This is a genomic window from Paradesulfitobacterium ferrireducens, assembly GCF_017310645.1.
GTDB classification, from domain to species: Bacteria; Bacillota; Desulfitobacteriia; order Desulfitobacteriales; family Desulfitobacteriaceae; genus Paradesulfitobacterium; species Paradesulfitobacterium ferrireducens.
On the sequence record NZ_JAFLRH010000029.1, the window covers coordinates 17,154 to 34,112 of the forward strand.

At 51.8% G+C, this 16,959-nt stretch carries 14 protein-coding genes; 13 read left to right on the forward strand and 1 reads right to left on the reverse strand.

Annotated elements, in window-relative coordinates; translation table 11 throughout:
- Window positions 1-420: 420 nt before the first annotated feature.
- The gene (locus tag J0X21_RS10605) at window positions 421-960 is read right to left on the reverse strand and encodes a transcription repressor NadR (protein ID WP_206812181.1); all 540 of its coding nucleotides are present in this window, start codon (window positions 958-960) and stop codon (window positions 421-423) included.
- 191 nt (window positions 961-1,151) lie between these two features.
- On the opposite strand from J0X21_RS10605, the gene J0X21_RS10610 reads away from it, so the two are divergent.
- The 13 genes from J0X21_RS10610 (at window position 1,152) to J0X21_RS10670 (ending at window position 16,683) form a co-directional block, all read left to right on the forward strand.
- Window positions 1,152-2,702 carry an L-aspartate oxidase gene (locus J0X21_RS10610; protein WP_206812182.1) on the forward strand — a complete coding sequence of 517 codons (1,551 nt, stop codon included), beginning with the start codon at window positions 1,152-1,154 and terminating at the stop codon, window positions 2,700-2,702.
- On the forward strand, window positions 2,699-3,556 hold the full coding sequence (gene nadC, locus J0X21_RS10615; RefSeq protein WP_206812183.1) for a carboxylating nicotinate-nucleotide diphosphorylase: 858 nt from the start codon (window positions 2,699-2,701) through the stop codon (window positions 3,554-3,556). The genes J0X21_RS10610 and nadC overlap by 4 nt, the downstream gene beginning before the upstream one ends.
- A gap of 23 nt (window positions 3,557-3,579) precedes the next feature.
- A complete protein-coding gene (nadA, locus tag J0X21_RS10620) occupies window positions 3,580-4,707 on the forward strand; it encodes a quinolinate synthase NadA (protein WP_206812184.1) in 1,128 nt (375 codons plus the stop codon).
- Between the two features lie 170 nt (window positions 4,708-4,877).
- Entirely contained in the window at window positions 4,878-5,783 is a 906-nt protein-coding gene (locus tag J0X21_RS10625) for a bifunctional enoyl-CoA hydratase/phosphate acetyltransferase (RefSeq protein WP_206812185.1), read from the forward strand.
- 180 nt (window positions 5,784-5,963) lie between these two features.
- Window positions 5,964-6,248, forward strand: coding sequence for an Asp-tRNA(Asn)/Glu-tRNA(Gln) amidotransferase subunit GatC (gene gatC, locus J0X21_RS10630; protein WP_206812186.1), 285 nt, complete (start codon window positions 5,964-5,966; stop codon window positions 6,246-6,248).
- Window positions 6,249-6,266: 18 nt separating this feature from the next.
- Window positions 6,267-7,739, forward strand: coding sequence for an Asp-tRNA(Asn)/Glu-tRNA(Gln) amidotransferase subunit GatA (gene gatA / locus J0X21_RS10635; RefSeq protein WP_206812187.1), 1,473 nt, complete (start codon window positions 6,267-6,269; stop codon window positions 7,737-7,739).
- Complete coding sequence (gene gatB, locus J0X21_RS10640) at window positions 7,740-9,188, forward strand: Asp-tRNA(Asn)/Glu-tRNA(Gln) amidotransferase subunit GatB (RefSeq protein WP_206812188.1); 1,449 nt, start codon at window positions 7,740-7,742, stop codon at window positions 9,186-9,188.
- 203 nt (window positions 9,189-9,391) lie between these two features.
- Window positions 9,392-10,540, forward strand: coding sequence for a homocitrate synthase (gene nifV, locus J0X21_RS10645; RefSeq protein ID WP_236006208.1), 1,149 nt, complete (start codon window positions 9,392-9,394; stop codon window positions 10,538-10,540).
- Between the two features lie 26 nt (window positions 10,541-10,566).
- Entirely contained in the window at window positions 10,567-11,565 is a 999-nt protein-coding gene (locus J0X21_RS10650) for an isocitrate/isopropylmalate dehydrogenase family protein (RefSeq protein WP_206812190.1), read from the forward strand.
- A 133-nt stretch (window positions 11,566-11,698) separates the two neighbouring features.
- On the forward strand, window positions 11,699-13,033 hold the full coding sequence (locus J0X21_RS10655) for an acetyl-CoA hydrolase/transferase family protein (RefSeq protein WP_206812191.1): 1,335 nt from the start codon (window positions 11,699-11,701) through the stop codon (window positions 13,031-13,033).
- A 150-nt stretch (window positions 13,034-13,183) separates the two neighbouring features.
- Window positions 13,184-13,873 (forward strand): CPBP family intramembrane glutamic endopeptidase, encoded by a 690-nt coding sequence (locus J0X21_RS10660; protein WP_206812192.1) that lies wholly within the window; start codon window positions 13,184-13,186, stop codon window positions 13,871-13,873.
- Between the two features lie 67 nt (window positions 13,874-13,940).
- Window positions 13,941-15,302, forward strand: coding sequence for a 23S rRNA (uracil(1939)-C(5))-methyltransferase RlmD (rlmD, locus tag J0X21_RS10665; RefSeq protein ID WP_206812193.1), 1,362 nt, complete (start codon window positions 13,941-13,943; stop codon window positions 15,300-15,302).
- Window positions 15,303-15,354: 52 nt separating this feature from the next.
- On the forward strand, window positions 15,355-16,683 hold the full coding sequence (locus J0X21_RS10670) for a recombinase family protein (protein ID WP_407947644.1): 1,329 nt from the start codon (window positions 15,355-15,357) through the stop codon (window positions 16,681-16,683).
- Window positions 16,684-16,959: the final 276 nt, after the last annotated feature.

Here is a 16,959-nt window from a genome sequence, read left to right on the forward strand (position 1 = left end):
TATAGGCACCGCAGAATGTCAGATTGTTGGGGGTTTCTTTTTATATGGTGCGTGGGTATGCCACAGGTGCCGCCCACTGCAGCCAGTTGTACGGTCGGGATGTTAGCAGCATCTCGACCGTATTAATATAAACTAACTTTAAAACCATACGATGATATATTTCTTTTGAATCTGGGTTATGATTCCTGCGGTTTGTTTACCGTAAATGCCGTCAATCATAAACGGGCGTGCTCCGGCGCCATCGAGGTAATACAGTTTAAGGCGGTCGCTTGCATATTAATGGCCTCAAAGAGGCGTTGGGGCGCGAAATCGGCCAAGCCGATTCCGGTGGCATTGCCGTCTCACCCCAACGGAATCGCTGCCCGAAGCAGAAACGGTCATCTGCTATTATCTCCCTTGTGCGGGGCGTGGCTTTACCTGTTATTGCTCTAATAAAAACCCGGCTTCAGCCAGGCTCTGGCGGGCCCTTTCCAGGCTGCGATCGTCCGGGGCTTCCACGGTGTGCGAGTGCCGGCCATTGGTGAGAGCACTTAAGAGGTTGGCCTGGTTATGCGCCATTTCGGCGGCGAAAGTCTTCACATCATAGCGCGTTTTCAGGCCTAAGGATCGAAAAATTTTCCCGTAAACCGGGTGTTCAATCCCTACATCCAAGACCGTGACGCCATGGTCAACCAGGATATTTAACTCCTTTTCCATATCGGCCGGGGTGTGCCGGGTATGGATAACCTGTCTGATTCCGCTTACAGGAGTGGTGTTGGGAGTGGAGTAGATATACCCTTGAGACGTGGCTATGATCGGCTCTTGCTTTGCCCGCAGGAGAGCAATGTCCTGGACGATTACCTGGCGGCTGACTCCGGTAGCTTTGGCCAGGTCGGCGGCTTTCACCGGCAGGTTGCTTTTACGGAGCATTTGGAGCAACTGGGAGCGTCTTTCTTCACTTGAGGCTTCCTTGCGCAGCATTCGAATGCACCTACTTATCTTAAACTTCCGTAAAGAAGTCAGAATTCAGACAGTACTCAGTATGGAATCAGTTTATTTTTAGTGTACCTGTATTTACGGATAATTGTCAATATTAGTGTCTTGACACATGTAAATACATCTGGTAAAACAAAGATAGCTTGATTAAAAAATGAGGTTGAGGAGAATTGAAGATGCGCCGGATCGAAACAGATGTGGTGGTGATCGGGAGCGGCTTGGCGGGCTTGGCCACGGCCCTCTGGGCTTCACCGGGAGGGAAAGTGGTGGTTTTAGCAAAAGATCAGCCGGACCGGTGTAATTCCACCTTGGCCCAGGGTGGAATTGCTGCCGCCGTTGGGGAGGATGATTCCCCCAGTTTCCATGCGGAAGACACGCTGTTTGCAGGGGCCGGTTTGTGTGAACCGCAGGTGGTTGGGCTCCTGACCAACGAAGCTCCAAAAATTGTGGCGGATTTAATCGCCTTGGGCACTCGCTTTGATCTAAGGCCCTCGGGGGAGCTGGATTTAGCGAGGGAAGGGGCGCACAGGCTGGCCCGGGTGCTCCATCACGGGGACAGCACGGGGGCGGAGATTTGGCGGGCGCTTTATCAGCGGATAGAACGGAATGAACGGATTAGGATGATGCCGGGCCAGCGGGCGCAGGAGGTGCTGGTTGAGGGCGGCAGGTGCTATGGCGTGATCGCCGGAGGAATGGACGGGCCCACGGAAATCCGGGCGCGCGCGGTTGTGCTCGCGACCGGGGGCTGCGGACAGCTCTTCGGGCGGACGACCGGCTCGCTTTTTAGTACCGGGGATGGATTGATTCTGGCCTGGCGGGCAGGAGCAGTACTCAGGGATTTGGAATTTATCCAGTTTCATCCCACGGCTTTAGCTGTGGGAGATAGTCCTCTTTTTCTTATATCGGAAGCGGTGCGGGGAGAAGGAGCGCTTCTGGTGACAGAAGACGGAGACCGTTTTATGCCACAGTATCATCCCATGGCTGAGCTTGCGCCCAGGGATATTGTTTCCCGAGCGATTGCCAGGGAACAGGAAAAAGGACACCGGGTGTTCTTGGATGCCGCTCCCGTCGGAACCCATTTCACCCAGCGCTTTCCGACCATTCAGTCCAAGTTGCGGGAATACGGAATTGACCCGGTGCATGATCTGATTCCAGTGACTCCGGCAGCCCATTTCATGATGGGCGGAATCAGGACCGATGATTATGGGCGCACCAATATTGAAGGTTTGTTTGCCTGCGGGGAGGCGGCGAGCACGGGGGTGCATGGGGCCAACCGCCTGGCCAGCAATTCCCTTTTGGAAACCCTGGTCTTCGGCAGACGGGTGGCGGCAGCCATCAGGAAAAATCTGACTCAGCGGTTGGGGACAATGGCAAGGGATGCATCGACATTTGAAGATGCTGCTGCCCGGAATATAAGAGATCACGCCGCTCCTTTGGATCATACGGACTCCCGGTTTAAGAAAATCCAAGCTGTCATGTGGGAACAGGTAGGGATCGTCCGCTGTGAACAGGGGCTACGGGATGCCTTGAGCACACTGGAGTCGCTGGAAAAAGAGATTGAGGACAATGAACTCGAGTTAAGGGATATTTTAGAACTGGCCCAATTGATCACTCAAGCCGCCCTGGAACGGCCGGAAAGCCGGGGAAGCCATTACCGTTCGGATTATCCGGAGGCCAGCCCGGCTTGGCAAAAGAAACATCTAAATAGAGGGAGTTATTCGGCATGAATCGTTTGCTATGGGAAGAGAGTGTGCGCGCGGCTTTAAATGAGGACATCGGCTTTCAGGACATTACCACCGAGTCGATTGTGGATGAGGCCCACCAGTCTCAAGCGGAAATCATGGCCAAGCAGGAAGGAATCATCGCGGGCCTGGAGGTGGCCGAGACCGTTTTCCGCCTGCTTAACCCCGGAGTTGTGTTTTCAACCAAAGTGAAAGACGGGGATAAGGTAAATCCGGGGCAAATCATAGCCACGGTGTACGGTCCGACGCGCACCCTTTTGGCCGGGGAGCGCACCGCCTTAAACTTTTTGCAGCATTTATCCGGAATTGCAACCGCAACAGCCAGGGCGGTGGAACTTGTGCGCAGGCATGCCTGCCGCATTGTCGATACGCGCAAGACCACTCCGGGACTTAGAATGTTGGAAAAATACGCGATCCGGGTCGGGGGCGGTCATAATCACCGTTTGGGCCTGTATGATGCGGTTTTGATTAAGGACAACCACATCGAAGCGGCCGGCGGCATCACGCAGGCGGTAGCAAAAGTCAGGGAACATGTCGGACACATGGTCAAAATTGAAGTGGAAGTCGAGAGCCTGGAGCAAGTGGCCGAAGCCCTGGAAACCAAGGCTGAGGTGATCATGCTCGATAATATGCCGCCGGATTTAATGGCTCAGGCGGTCAAATTGATCGATGGCAAGGCTATGACCGAGGCCTCGGGGGGAATTACGTTTGACAACCTGCTTTCAGTCGCTAAAAGCGGGGTGGATATTATTTCTTTGGGCTGGCTGACCCATTCTGCTCCGGTTCTGGATATCAGTATGAATATCGTTGAAGAAGGCTTGAGCAGGCTGTGGGATTAATCGGGAGGAGAAGGGGATAGATTATGCGGGAAATGCTGCCGCCGGAATACTTGGACTTGGAAACAAAAGAGTTGGAGCGCCGTATCCGGGCGGCCAAAGATGCGCTCGGGAAACGGGTGTTGATTCTCGGACATCATTACCAGAAAGATGAAGTCATCCGTTTTGCGGATTACCGCGGGGATTCTCTTAAGCTGTCACAGCTGGCGGCCCGGGAGCGGGAGGCTGAGTATATCGTGTTCTGCGGGGTGCATTTTATGGCGGAAACCGCCGACATTCTCACCACGGCTGAACAGAAAGTGCTCCTGCCCGATTTGGCGGCAGGCTGTTCCATGGCCGATATGGCGGACATCGAGGCGGTGGAGGCATGCTGGGACATTCTGAGGGGGAAGTACCCGGATCAAGAAATCATCCCCATCACCTATGTCAATTCCACGGCGGAGATTAAGGCATTCTGTGGGCGCAAAGGGGGAATGACCTGTACGTCCTCCAATGCCCGCTCCGTGTTCGATAAGGCAATGGGTGAGAATCAAATCATTCTCTTTTTGCCGGATGAGCATCTGGGCCGCAATACCGGGCTGGAATGCGGAATCAAGGCGGAGGAGATCTTTCTCTGGCAGCGGGAAATGCGGGAGACCTATGAACAGTCCGGGGAGGAGCGGGATGGCCTCCGGGACGAACAAAGCGAGCAAAGAGAACGGCTGCCTGAGCATGCTCCCCGCTTGATCCTGTGGAATGGATTTTGTTCCGTGCACCAGCGGTTTACCGTGGAACAGGTTGAGAGAGCCCGGGCCAATTACCCGGAGATCAAGGTGATTGTGCATCCGGAGTGCAGGCATGAGGTCGTGGCCGCCTCGGATTTGCACGGGTCTACGGAATTTATTATAAATACGGTAACGAATGCCCCGGCGGAGAGCAGCTGGGCGGTGGGGACGGAAATAAACCTGGTGCACCGCTTGGCCCAGGAAAATCCGGACAAGAAAATCATCTGCCTGAATGAAACGGTCTGCCTGTGTACGAGTATGAACCGGATTCACCAGCCGCACCTGCTCTGGACATTAGAGAATTTAGCTCAGGGAAAGGTTGTAAATCAGATCTCTGTCCCCGCGGACATCGCCGCTGAAGCTAAGCTTGCCCTGGAACGCATGACATGAAATTATAAAATTATTCTGAAAAATGTTCGACTAAATTAATCACAGGCCTTATAATGAAATAAATCTTAATTCAATCCCCGTGACATGAATGCAGAACCATTCCGGAAGGAAGTTAAGGGAACTTTGCCCAATAGCTTAAATCGATCCGGTGATAGAGGAGGGGATCCGCGATGATCGAGTTTAGATCGTTCGAGGCTTTGCTTGAAGCCGCTCACGCCTACCCCCCGCTGCCGATTGCCATTGTGGATGCGACCGAGGAATTTGTACTCGAGGGAGCGGTGCAGGCGGCGGAAGCAGGGCTCATCAACCCAATCCTCATTGGCAATGAACCGGTGATCCGGAGCCTGGTGCTTGAATTTCCGGGTGCGGAGGCTTTTCCCATTGTCCATGTCACGGGAGAGTCCACGGCGGCCCGGGAAGGGGTGCGGCTGGTCAAGGAAGGGCAAGTGTGCGGCCTGATGAAGGGGCATCTGCACACCCACGAGTTTTTGCACCCGATCCTCAAAGATTTGCGCGGGGAAGGCTGGGTTTCCCATGTCTTTGTGGCCGAGCTTGCCAGTTATCATAAGCTCCTGTATATTACAGATGCCGCTGTCACGATTAATCCCGGGCTCCGGGAAAAAACAGTGATCATGCAAAACGCCATTGATTTTGTAAGGCTGCTTGGGGTCAAACTCCCGAAAGTTGCGGTGCTCTCCGCCATCGAGGTCATTAACCCGGCGATTCCTTCCACGATTGATGCCGCTTGCCTGGCCAAAATGGCGGACCGGGGGCAGATCAGCGGGGCGGTGGTTGACGGGCCGCTGGCCTTTGATAATGCAATCTCAGCCAAGGCTGCTCAGATCAAGAGCATCCGTTCCCAAGTGGCCGGAGATGTGGATATTCTGCTCACTCCGGATCTGGTCTCAGGCAACATTTTGGCCAAAGACCTGGAATACCTGGCTAACGCCACCTTAGCGGGAATTGTGCTTGGAGCTCAAGTGCCGATCGTGCTTACCTCCAGGTCTGATCCGCCGCGGGCCAGGCTGGTGTCGGCAGCCCTCGCCAGTCTGATGTATTACCGGAATGTTTCTTGATGAAGACATTCCGGAATGTTTCTTGACGAAGCCATTTTTTTGGGGGGCTCCTACTTCAGGGGCACCCCTTTAATTATTGCGCTTTTGGCACGGGTTTTGGCCGCTGTTTCTTGCTCCATACTTCCGAATTTGCTATAGTAGAGTAAGTGTAGGTGTCTCATTTGATTGGAGGTTTTGGGTGTGAAGATTTCCCGGAAAGATGTGGAGCATGTGGCTCTGCTGGCGCGTTTAGAGCTGACAGAAGAAGAAATAGAAGCGTATACCGGGCAGTTGGACTCGATTCTTGAGTATGCTGCAATGCTGAACAGGCTGGATACCGACAACGTGGAACCGACTGCGCATGCAGTGCCTTTACATAATGTGCTCCGAACGGATGAAGTCAGGCGTTCCATTGAGCGGGAGAAAGCCCTGCAAAATGCCCCAGACTCGGAAGACGGCTTCTTCCGGGTGCCCAAGATCGTGTAGTGTGAAAGGAGATTAAGGATGGAACTGACAGCCAAATCAGCGGCTGAATTGCATAGGCTTCTGGAAAATAAAGAAATCAGCGCAAGCGAGCTGACCAAAGCGTATCTGGAACGGATCAATGCCCTCGAAGATAAAGTGAAGGCCTTTGTGACATTAACCGAAGACTCCGCCTTAAAACAGGCGGCTGAGGTGGATTCCAAGCTCGGCCGGGGAGACAAGCTCGGCCCCTTGGAAGGGATTCCGATGGCCTTGAAAGACAATATGTGCACGGAAGGAGTGCGCACCACCTGTTCCTCGAAAATCCTGGAAAATTTCGTCCCGCCCTACAATGCGACGGTGGCGGAGCGCCTGCGCCAAGCGGGAGCAATCATGCTGGGTAAGCTGAACATGGATGAGTTCGCGATGGGGTCTTCCACGGAAAACTCGGCCTTTCACGTCACCCGCAATCCCTGGGACTTAGAACGCGTGACCGGTGGTTCTTCCGGAGGTTCTGCGGCTGCGGTGGCGGCTGATCAGGCCGTGTTCACCCTGGGTTCGGATACCGGCGGCTCGATTCGCCAGCCGGCAGCCTTCTGCGGGGTCGTGGGACTGAAACCGACCTATGGAGCGGTTTCCCGCTATGGACTCATTGCTTATGCTTCTTCCCTAGATCAGATCGGGCCTTTTACCAAGGATGTGCGCGACAACGCCCTGGTGATGAATGCGATCGCCGGGCACGATCCAAAAGATTCCACTTCTGTTCCGTATGAGAAACCGGATTACACAGAGTTTCTGGTAAACGATATCAAAGGGTTGAAGATTGGGATACCGCGCGAGTATTTTGGCCAGGGAATTGACGCGGAAGTGGATAAAGTCCTGCGCCAGGCCATTGAAACCCTGAAAGCTCTGGGAGCGGAGGTTGAGGAGTGCTCCATGCCGCATACGGAGTATGCAATGCCGGCTTATTACCTGATTGCCCCGGCGGAGGCCAGCTCTAACCTGGCACGCTATGATGGGGTGCGCTACGGCTATCGCGCCCAGGAGGCGGAGGACATCATCAGCATGTTCAAAAAGACCCGGGCCGAAGGGTTCGGGGACGAAGTCAAGCGTAGGATTATGCTCGGTACTTATGCTTTGAGCGCAGGCTATTACGATGCTTATTACTTAAAAGCGCAAAAGGTTAGAACCTTGATCAAGCGAGATTTTGACCGGGTGCTAGAGAAGTATGACGTACTCTTGGTTCCGACCGCGCCGACGGTGGCCTTCAAATTCGGGGAAAAATCCACCGACCCGCTGGCGATGTACTTGTCTGATGTGTGCACTGTGCCTTTGAACTTAGCCGGGCTTCCGGGACTGACCCTTCCGGCCGGGTTCGCCGGCGGAATGCCGGTCGGGCTTCAGCTCATGGGCAAGCCTTTTGATGAGGGTACTTTGTACCGGGTGGCCTATACCTTTGAACAAAACACAGATTTCCATAAGGCCAAGCCTGCTTTCCCAGGGGAGGTGGCTTAGATGAGCATCTTTGAACGCTATGAGATGGTGTGCGGGGTGGAAACCCATGTTGAGCTTGCCACCAAGACCAAGATTTTCTGCGGCTGCACCACGGAATTCGGCGGGGAGCAAAACACCCATGTCTGCCCGGTCTGCCTTGGGCTTCCGGGGGTTCTGCCTGTGTTAAACCGCGAGGTGGTGAACCTGGCCATTAAAGCCGGCCTTGCCTTAAACTGCGAGATCGCGGAGTTTTCCAAGTTTGACCGCAAGAACTATTACTATCCGGATTTGCCGAAAAACTACCAGACGTCCCAGTACGACCTGCCGATTTGCAAAAACGGCTGGCTCCTGATCGAGACCGAGGAGGGACCGAAAAAGATCGGAATTACCCGCGCCCACATGGAGGAGGACGCGGGCAAACTGGTGCACAGCGGAGAGACGATCACCACTTCGGATGAGTCCTATGTTGATTATAACCGGACTGGGGTGCCGCTTTTGGAGATTGTGTCCGAGCCCGACATGCGCTCCATTTCCGAGGTTCTGGCCTATCTCGAGCAATTGGTGCAAATCCTTGAGTATACCGAGGCTTCCGATTGCCGGATGGAGCAGGGGTCTGTCCGCTTTGATATCAACGTATCCTTAAGGCCGCGCGGCAGTGCTGAATTTGGCATTCGTACCGAGACCAAAAACTTAAATTCCTTCAGCTCGGTCAGGCGTTGCCTGGAATACGAACTGGCCCGCCAGGCGGAGGTGCTGGATTCCGGGGATAAAGTGATTCAGGAGACCCGCACTTGGGATGAAGGGCGCGGCATGACCCTGTCCTTGCGTTCCAAAGAAGAAGCCCATGATTACCGCTATTTCCCGGAGCCGGACTTGGTGCCCTTAGTGATCGAGCGGGAGTGGGTGGAACGCATCCGCCGAGACCTGCCCGAGCTTCCGGCGGCCCGGCGCGAGCGCTTGCAGTCCCTGGGCCTGTCCGCATATGATGCGGGGGTTATCACCAGCTCCAAAGGCTTAGCTGATTTCTTTGATCAGGCCTTGCGCACATGTCCGGATGCCAAAAGCCTGGCCAACTGGGTCATGGGGGATTTTACCCGCCTGCTCAAAGCTGCTGAAATCAGTGTTATCCATTCTCCTATTGCCCCGGAGCAGTTGGCTCAGATGGTGAACCTCATTGAAAAAGGGACCATCAGCGGCAAGATTGGCAAGAGTGTGATTGAAGAAATGTTTGCCAGCGGCAAGGATGCCGAAGTGATTGTCAAAGAAAAAGGCTTAGCCCAGATTAGTGATGAAAGCGCCCTAGTCAAGATTATTGACGAAGTGATCGGGAACAATCCGGCCTCGGTGGAAGACTACCGCGCAGGCAAAGAGCGAGCGATCGGCTTCTTGGTCGGACAGGTGATGAAAGCGACGAAGGGTCAGGCGAATCCAGGATTAGTCAATAAGCTTTTGAAGGAGCGGCTTACTTAAAGTACAAGCATAAAAGCATAAGAACTAAATTATACGGGGTTCCAGATCAAGAAGGTCAAGTAGAACAAGAAGGTCAAGTAAATTTAAGTAGTAAATTTATGTATACTGTATTGCTGCGGTAAGCTTATTTCAAAGCGTTTGTATATGTGGTATTATGAAATATCATGTTTAGTGTCCGTGAGAAAGGAAGAGGTGAATTCCAATTGACCCAAAATAGGAACTTAATCATAGTGGATACAACCCTCCGTGACGGGGAGCAAACCGCCGGAGTGGTGTTTTCCAACCAGGAAAAGCTGAGGATTGCCCGCCTGCTGGATGAACTCGGTGTCAACCAGATTGAAGCTGGAGTGGCTGTCATGGGCGGAGATGAGCAGCAGGCGATAAAGGATATTGTGAAGCTCGGGTTGAAAGCCAGCATTATGGGCTGGAACCGTGCCGTTATTTCCGATATTGAGTCGACCTTGGCTTGTGGGGTGGACGCGGTGGCGATCTCCATTTCCACCTCGGATATTCACATTGAGCATAAGCTTATGACCACGCGCGGGGCCGTGCTGGAGCGCATGGTAAAAGCCGTGGAGTTTGCCAAAAAAGAGGGGGTATATATCTCGGTCAATGCTGAGGATGCCTCGCGCTCCGAAATGGAATTCCTGATTGAATTTGCCCAGGAAGCCAAGAAGGCCGGGGCTGACCGCTTGCGCTACTGTGATACGGTTGGGATTCTCGAACCTTTCCTAACGTATGAGCGGATTACGAAACTGATTGAAGCCACCGGAATTGAGGTTGAGATGCACACCCATAACGATTTCGGGATGGCCACAGCCAATGCCTTGGCCGGGGTCAAAGCAGGCGCCAACTTTATCGGGGTAACCGTCAACGGCTTGGGTGAACGTGCGGGCAATGCTGCTTTGGAAGAAGTGGTCATGGCTCTGAAACACTTGTTAAAGGTGGATTTGAACTTCGCCACAACCCGCTTCCGTGAAGTTTCGGAATATGTGGCCCGCGCGTCCGGACGGATTTTGCCGCCCGGGAAAGCGATTGTAGGCAGCAATATGTTTGCCCATGAGTCCGGGATTCATGCAGACGGTGCCTTAAAAAACCCGCTCACTTATGAAGTGTTTAAGCCGGAAGAAGTGGGGCTGGAACGCCAAATCGTGATCGGCAAGCACTCCGGGACAGCGGCGATTAAAGCGAAATTCCGGGGCGAGTATGGCATTGAAATCGGGGATGGAGAAGCTGAAAAACTGCTGGCCAAAGTCAGAGACACAGCGGTAGATTTGAAACGCTCTTTGTTCGATAAAGAGTTAATGTATATTTATGAAGATATGTTCGGCCGGCAACAGAGTGAGGTTTAAGACAAGGCTTAGAAAGGAGAGTTCTAGTGGCAGTTAAAGTGACCTTAATTCCGGGGGACGGCATTGGACCCGAGGTCAGTGCCGTAACCAAGGATGTGATTTCAGCCAGCGGCGCGGACATTGAGTGGGAGCTTGTTGAGGCCGGGGAAAAGTGCATTGAGGAGTACGGCACCCCCCTGCCTGATCATGTTCTGGAAACGGTGAGGCGCAACAAAGTGGCGCTCAAAGGGCCGATTACCACTCCGATCGGGAAGGGTTTTCGGAGCGTCAATGTGGCCTTGCGCCAAAGTTTGCAGCTTTATGCCAATGTGCGGCCGCTGCGCAACCTGGCGAATGTCCCGTCCCGCTACAGCGGCGTGAACATGGTCGTGGTCCGGGAAAACACGGAAGACCTCTATGCCGGGGTCGAGCACCGCGTGGGCCGGGACGCTGCGGAAAGCATTAAGATCATAACCCGCGAAGCTTCGGAGCGGATCGGCCGCTATGCTTTTGAGCTGGCCCGGCGGGAGGGACGCAAAAAGGTTACGATTGTTCACAAAGCCAATATTATGAAGCTGAGTGACGGCTTGTTCCTGGACAGTGTGCGCCAGGTAGCTCGGGACTATCCGGAGATCGAATGCGATGACCGGATTATTGATGCGCTCTGCATGAACCTGGTGCAGCAGCCGGAGCAGTTTGACGTCCTGGTGCTGCCGAACCTTTACGGAGATATCGTCTCGGACTTGGGAGCCGGGCTGATCGGCGGCCTGGGGGTAGCTCCCGGGGCCAATATCGGGGAGGACGGAGCGGTCTTTGAAGCGGTCCATGGCAGCGCGCCCCAGATCGCCGGGAAGAATCTGGCCAACCCCCTTGCGATGCTCCTGTCCGGGGTCCAAATGCTCAAGTATCTTGGCTTCAGCGCTGAGGCCTTGAGGGTGGAGCAGGCGGTGGATGCCGTGCTGGCTCATAAAGAAAACCTGACCCCTGATTTGGGCGGCTCGGCCGGTACCCAAGAGATGGGTGAGGCCATGATCCGGATATTATAGGTAATCTTTTGTAACCGGCTTGCGTTAGGATACAAGTTTTCAAAAAACTGACCAGAAAGGCAAGCCGGTTCTTAGAGCCAAGAAATTAGCACCAGGTAACAGGAAATATTTGGACCATAAAGGAGGGGTTGCGATGTTAGCGCAGGAATACCGCAGGAAGTTGGTATCCGCTGAGGAAGCGGTCAAAGCCGTAAAAAGCGGGGATTGGATTGAATTCGGCTGGGCTGCCAGCATGCCGAGGCTTTTGGATGAGGCATTGGCCAAGCGCATAGACGAGTTGTGGGATGTGAAACTGCGGGGAGCGGTCTTGTTTGCCCCTTTGGCCGTAGTCGAAGCAGACCCGAGAGGGGAGCATTTTTCCTGGAACAGCTGGCATTTTAGCGGGATAGAACGTCAATATGCCCAAAAAGGGCTGACTTACTATATTCCGATCAAGTATTCAGAAGTACCCCGGTATTTACGGGAAAACCTGCGTACGGATGTGGTCATGATTCAGGTCGCTCCCATGGACGAGCACGGGTATTTTAATTTCGGAGTGACCGTATCCCATTATGCCGCCGCCATTGAAAAAGCGGGCACCGTGATTGTAGAGGTCAACGAAGACATGCCGCGGGTGCATGGCGGGTATGACCATATGGTGCATCTTTCCAAGGTAGATTATATCGTGGAAGGCGGGCACAGGGGGCTGCCCCAGCTTCCGGCGGCCACTCCTTCAGAGGTGGACAGAAGAATCGCTGAATTTATCCTGCCGGAAATCGAGGACGGAGCCTGCATCCAGCTGGGGATTGGCGGGATGCCCAGCGCCCTAGGGCGTATGATTGCCCAGTCCGATCTCAAAGACTTAGGGGTGCACAGTGAAATGCTCGCTGACGCCTTTGTCGAGATGTATGAGGCGGGCCGGGTCACCGGCCGGCGCAAAAAACTGGACCCCGGCCGGATCACCTGGTCCTTTGCCGCCGGCACTACCAAGCTTTACGAGTTTATGCACGACAATTCCCTGCTTGCCGCCTATCCGGTGGATTACACCAACAGCCCCTGCAACGCCTCCCTTAATGATAAAGTATTCGCCATCAACGGCGCTTTGGAAGTGGACTTGTTCGGACAGGTGTGTTCCGAGACGATTGGGCCGATGACCATCAGCGGTTCCGGCGGACAGCTTGATTTCGTTGAGGCGGCATATTATTCTAAAGGCGGAAAAGGTTTTCTCTGCCTGCCTTCGACGTATGAGGACAAAGAAGGCAGGGTGCATTCCCGGATTAAGCCTTTGATGACATACGGCTCAGTGGTCACAGATACCCGCACGACGGTCCAGTATGTGGTCACGGAATACGGCAAAGTCAATCTGAAAGGGCTTGCCACCTGGCAGCGGGCGGAAGCGCTGATCTCGATCGCTCATCCGGATTTTCGGGGTGAACTGATTGCCGAGGCTGAAAAACTGGGGATCTGGAGGAAAAGCAATAAGCTGTAGGGCTATAGGGGTGAAAGGTTATTTTTTAAGAGCAAATGAACCGGTTAATAATATAGAAAGAATTCTGGAGCAGTTATGAGGAAAAGGGTTGAATCTAAGACCAAGGGTACTGGCTTAAATGCAGCCGATAGAACGCAAGGAACGGGGTCCATGGACAAACTGCCTCCGCGCCATCCTTCTTGGAATTTGTGGCAGGGTTTATTTTTAATTCTGCTCGTGAACCTGGTTGAACTCCCAATGGGTTGGCTAAAGGCCTCTGAGAATTTAGATACCCTGGACGGCTTTCTCCATTTTCTTGCCGTTGGGTTGGGAGAAGGATTGCTCTACCTGGGAGCAATCCTGGTGCTGATGCGGCTGTTGCGTCAGCCGTTAAAAGGATTGGGCTTGGTCAAACCGCGCTTGGGTTTTTGGATTTTAGGGATCATCGTTGGGATTTTTCTCTTTGTTTCGATTGGGCTCTTGGGGAATCTTTTGATTAAGTTTTTGGGCACCCCTGCGCCCCAAAGTTTTACGGAAGCCGTTAAAGGGGTTAAGTATGGTTGGCAGTTTTTGCTGCTAATCCTTTTAGGTGGGGTTATTGCTCCCCTTAAAGAAGAAATGATTTTTCGCGGGCTAATATATCCGCCTTTGCGCCAGGCTTATGGCCGCGGGAGAGGGATGCTCCTGACCGGTGTATTTTTCGCGGCTCTCCATTTCGATCTCGTGCGCTTCCTGCCGCTGTTCATCGGAGGTGTGATCCTGACTTGGGTTTATGAGCGTTCAGGCAGCTTATGGCCGGCTGTCTTGGCCCATGGAACGTGGAATGTGCTGATGGCCTTGGCCTTATGGGTGCAGCGGTAGAAATAACTGTTATTGGTAAAGCAGATTCTTTAGAAATAGCGGCTATCGAATAAAGGGGAACATTTAAGTGCATAGACATGATGATGTACGCGTACTGGAATGCGTACGCCTGGCATCCACCGGTGAGGGTGTATGCTATGACCAGGGCCTCGCAACCTTTGTCCCGGGGCTTCTCCCCGGGGAATCAGGAAAAGTTAAGGTTATCGAGCGGAAGAAAAACTGGCAGCGCGCTCAGTTATTATCGTTAGCAAAGACCACGACTGACCGGCAGGAAGCTCCCTGCCGGGTTTTTGAAATATGCGGCGGCTGCCAGCTGCAGCACCTGAGTTATGAGCAAACACTTCTCTGGAAAAGGCGCTGGGTAGAGGACGCGCTGCAGCGGATTGGCAAAGTTCAAGCCAAGGTGAGTCCGGTGCTGGGGATGGATGCCCCTTGGCGTTACCGCAATAAGGTTAGGCTGCACCGGGATGAATCCGGCAAGCTCGGATATTACCGGGAAAAAAGCAAGGACACGGTTGTTTTCCCCGATTGTTTGCTCATTAGTGAGGATATGAACCGGTGGGTGGATAAACTCGGTGAGTTTCTGGGACATGATTATCCGGAGGTACATAGCCTGACTCTAAGACAAAACTCACGAGGTGAGGGCCTAGTGCTGATCGAAAATGCTGAGGCTGACGGACCTTTAGCCGAAAGGATTCGAAAATCAGCGGAAGACTGGTTTGCCCTGAGGATAAAGGAAATCTGGGCACTGAATTCAAGGGGTGTGCCTGAGCAGTGGCTTGGTAGGGATACGGTAGTCAGGGATATATTAGCGCTGGATCCGGATAGGGTTGCGGAGGGAAATCTTGCTGATTATCCCCTTGAAATAGGATTTGATGAATATATATTAGATCAAGGATTTATAGTATCCCCTTTGGCTTTTCTTCAAGTGAATCACAAACAAACGGAAATTCTTTATTCTTTAGTCCTTGAATGGGCCGGTCTCAGCGAAAAGGAGACGGTATGGGATCTCTACTCTGGGATTGGAACCATCAGCCTTGCCTTGGCCCGCCATGCTAAGAAGGTTATAGGGATAGAGGAAAATCCGTATGCCACGAACGATGCGCGCATAAATGCCGAAATGAACGGCCTACATAATGCGGAATTCATACAAGGGAAAGTAGAGGAAAGAATTGAGCATACCCAGGTGCCAGATGTGGTCGTGGTTGACCCGCCGCGGGCCGGGCTTCATGCGAAAGTTACTGAGAAGCTGATTGAACTGAGGCCTGCGCGTATTATCTATGTTTCCTGCGACCCGGGAACCCTGGCGCGGGATTTAGGAAGGCTTGCCAGAGGGGGATACTCTATCGAGCGGGTTCAGCCCGTGGATATGTTTCCTTGGACGGCGCATGTGGAAGCCATAATCCTGTTGCAACGTCAAAAACCTTGATAAATAAGGGGGTTGCGGGATTAAGAATAAAAACATGCTTTGACGTGAGAGGATGCTTTCACGTCTTTTCTTTTTGGTAGAACATAAATGGGCTTGCCCATTTTATATCGATGATTTAGGAAGGCAAATGAAAAATGTAAGGATTATACCTGCTATACCCAAAGAAAATAAAAAGCTCAGAGTTGCTACCTACTGCCGGGTCAGTACATCAGGGCCGGAACAACTGCGGAGCCTTGAGATTCAGATAAAAACCTACACGAAAATGATAAAAAGCTATCCCGATTGGATTTATGCCGGGGTATTTTATGACATTGAAAGCGGACTACGCCGAAGCGGCAGAACCGGTCTGGACAAAATGCTTAGGAAAGCGGCGAAAGGTAAGATTGATTACCTTATCACCAAGTCAATCAGCAGAGTATCGAGAGATACACTGGAGATTTTAAAGATTATAAGATTTTTAAGAGAACGAGGAATCAATATGCATTTTGAAAATGAAAAACTGGATTCAATCGATGTTGATAAGGAATTCGAGATTACTCTGAGGGGTATGTTAGCCCAGGATGAAAGCCGGAACACCAGTGAGAATATTCAGTGGGGATTTCAACGCAAATTTGAGAAGGGCGACATCTTTACGAAATATAAAAATTTCATGGGATATGATTGCGTAGATGGTGAAATAGTTATAGTACCAAAGCAGGCAGAGGTTGTAAGGGAGATATTTGATTTATATCTGCAAGGCCTGTCATTGGGGCAAATAAAGGCTTATCTGGAATCCCAGGGGATTAAAACCGTAACGGGCAAGGAAACTTGGGATGCAAAAACGATTCAGAGGATGTTGACCAACGAGAAGTACAAGGGAGATACAATGCTGCAAAAGACCTTTACCGAGGATTTCATGACTGGTAAGAAAGGTAAAAATATTGGGCAGCGAAACAGGTATTATGTAAAAAATAGCCATCCAGCCATTGTTTCTGCCGAAATCTTTGATAAGGTGCAGGAAGAAATGGCGAGACGCTCAAGTTTTGTCAGCAAAGAGGATGGAACAGTTGAAATCAGCGGGAACAAATATAACGGTAAATATCTTCTTGGAAATTTGTTGGTATGTGGCGATTGCGGCGCATCTTATCGGAGAAGGACTGAACGCGGGAAGGTTGTCTGGAGATGCGCAACAAGAATTGAAAAAGGCAAAGATGCATGTGCCAATTCGCCTACGTTGGATGAAGAATGGATTAAGAAAGTTCTTGGCGAAATGTATTGCGAGGATGGCAGTTATGATGAAGGAGTAGTCAGGAATAATGTTGATAGAATTCAAATTTTTGATAAATATATTATGATTTGCTATAAAGATGGGTCGCAGGAAACTAAGGAGGTAGCTTTATAATCATAATCGAGAGAACTTAAACTAAATATATTATTCTTACTAAAGAATAATATGCAGTGAATTTTAAAAATAATCCAAAATATATCTTGACAATATTCTAATAACGGAATATTATACAAGTATAACTTGGTAATTATTTCTAATGTTTTCATTTGCCAAGACTGCGGTAAAAGTCAAGTAATTTACCGAAAAAATATAGGAAGGTGATTTCCATGATTTAGTTGATTTTTAGAAAAAAGGGTACACTAAATAAACCCTCCATCTACAAAAGGTAAT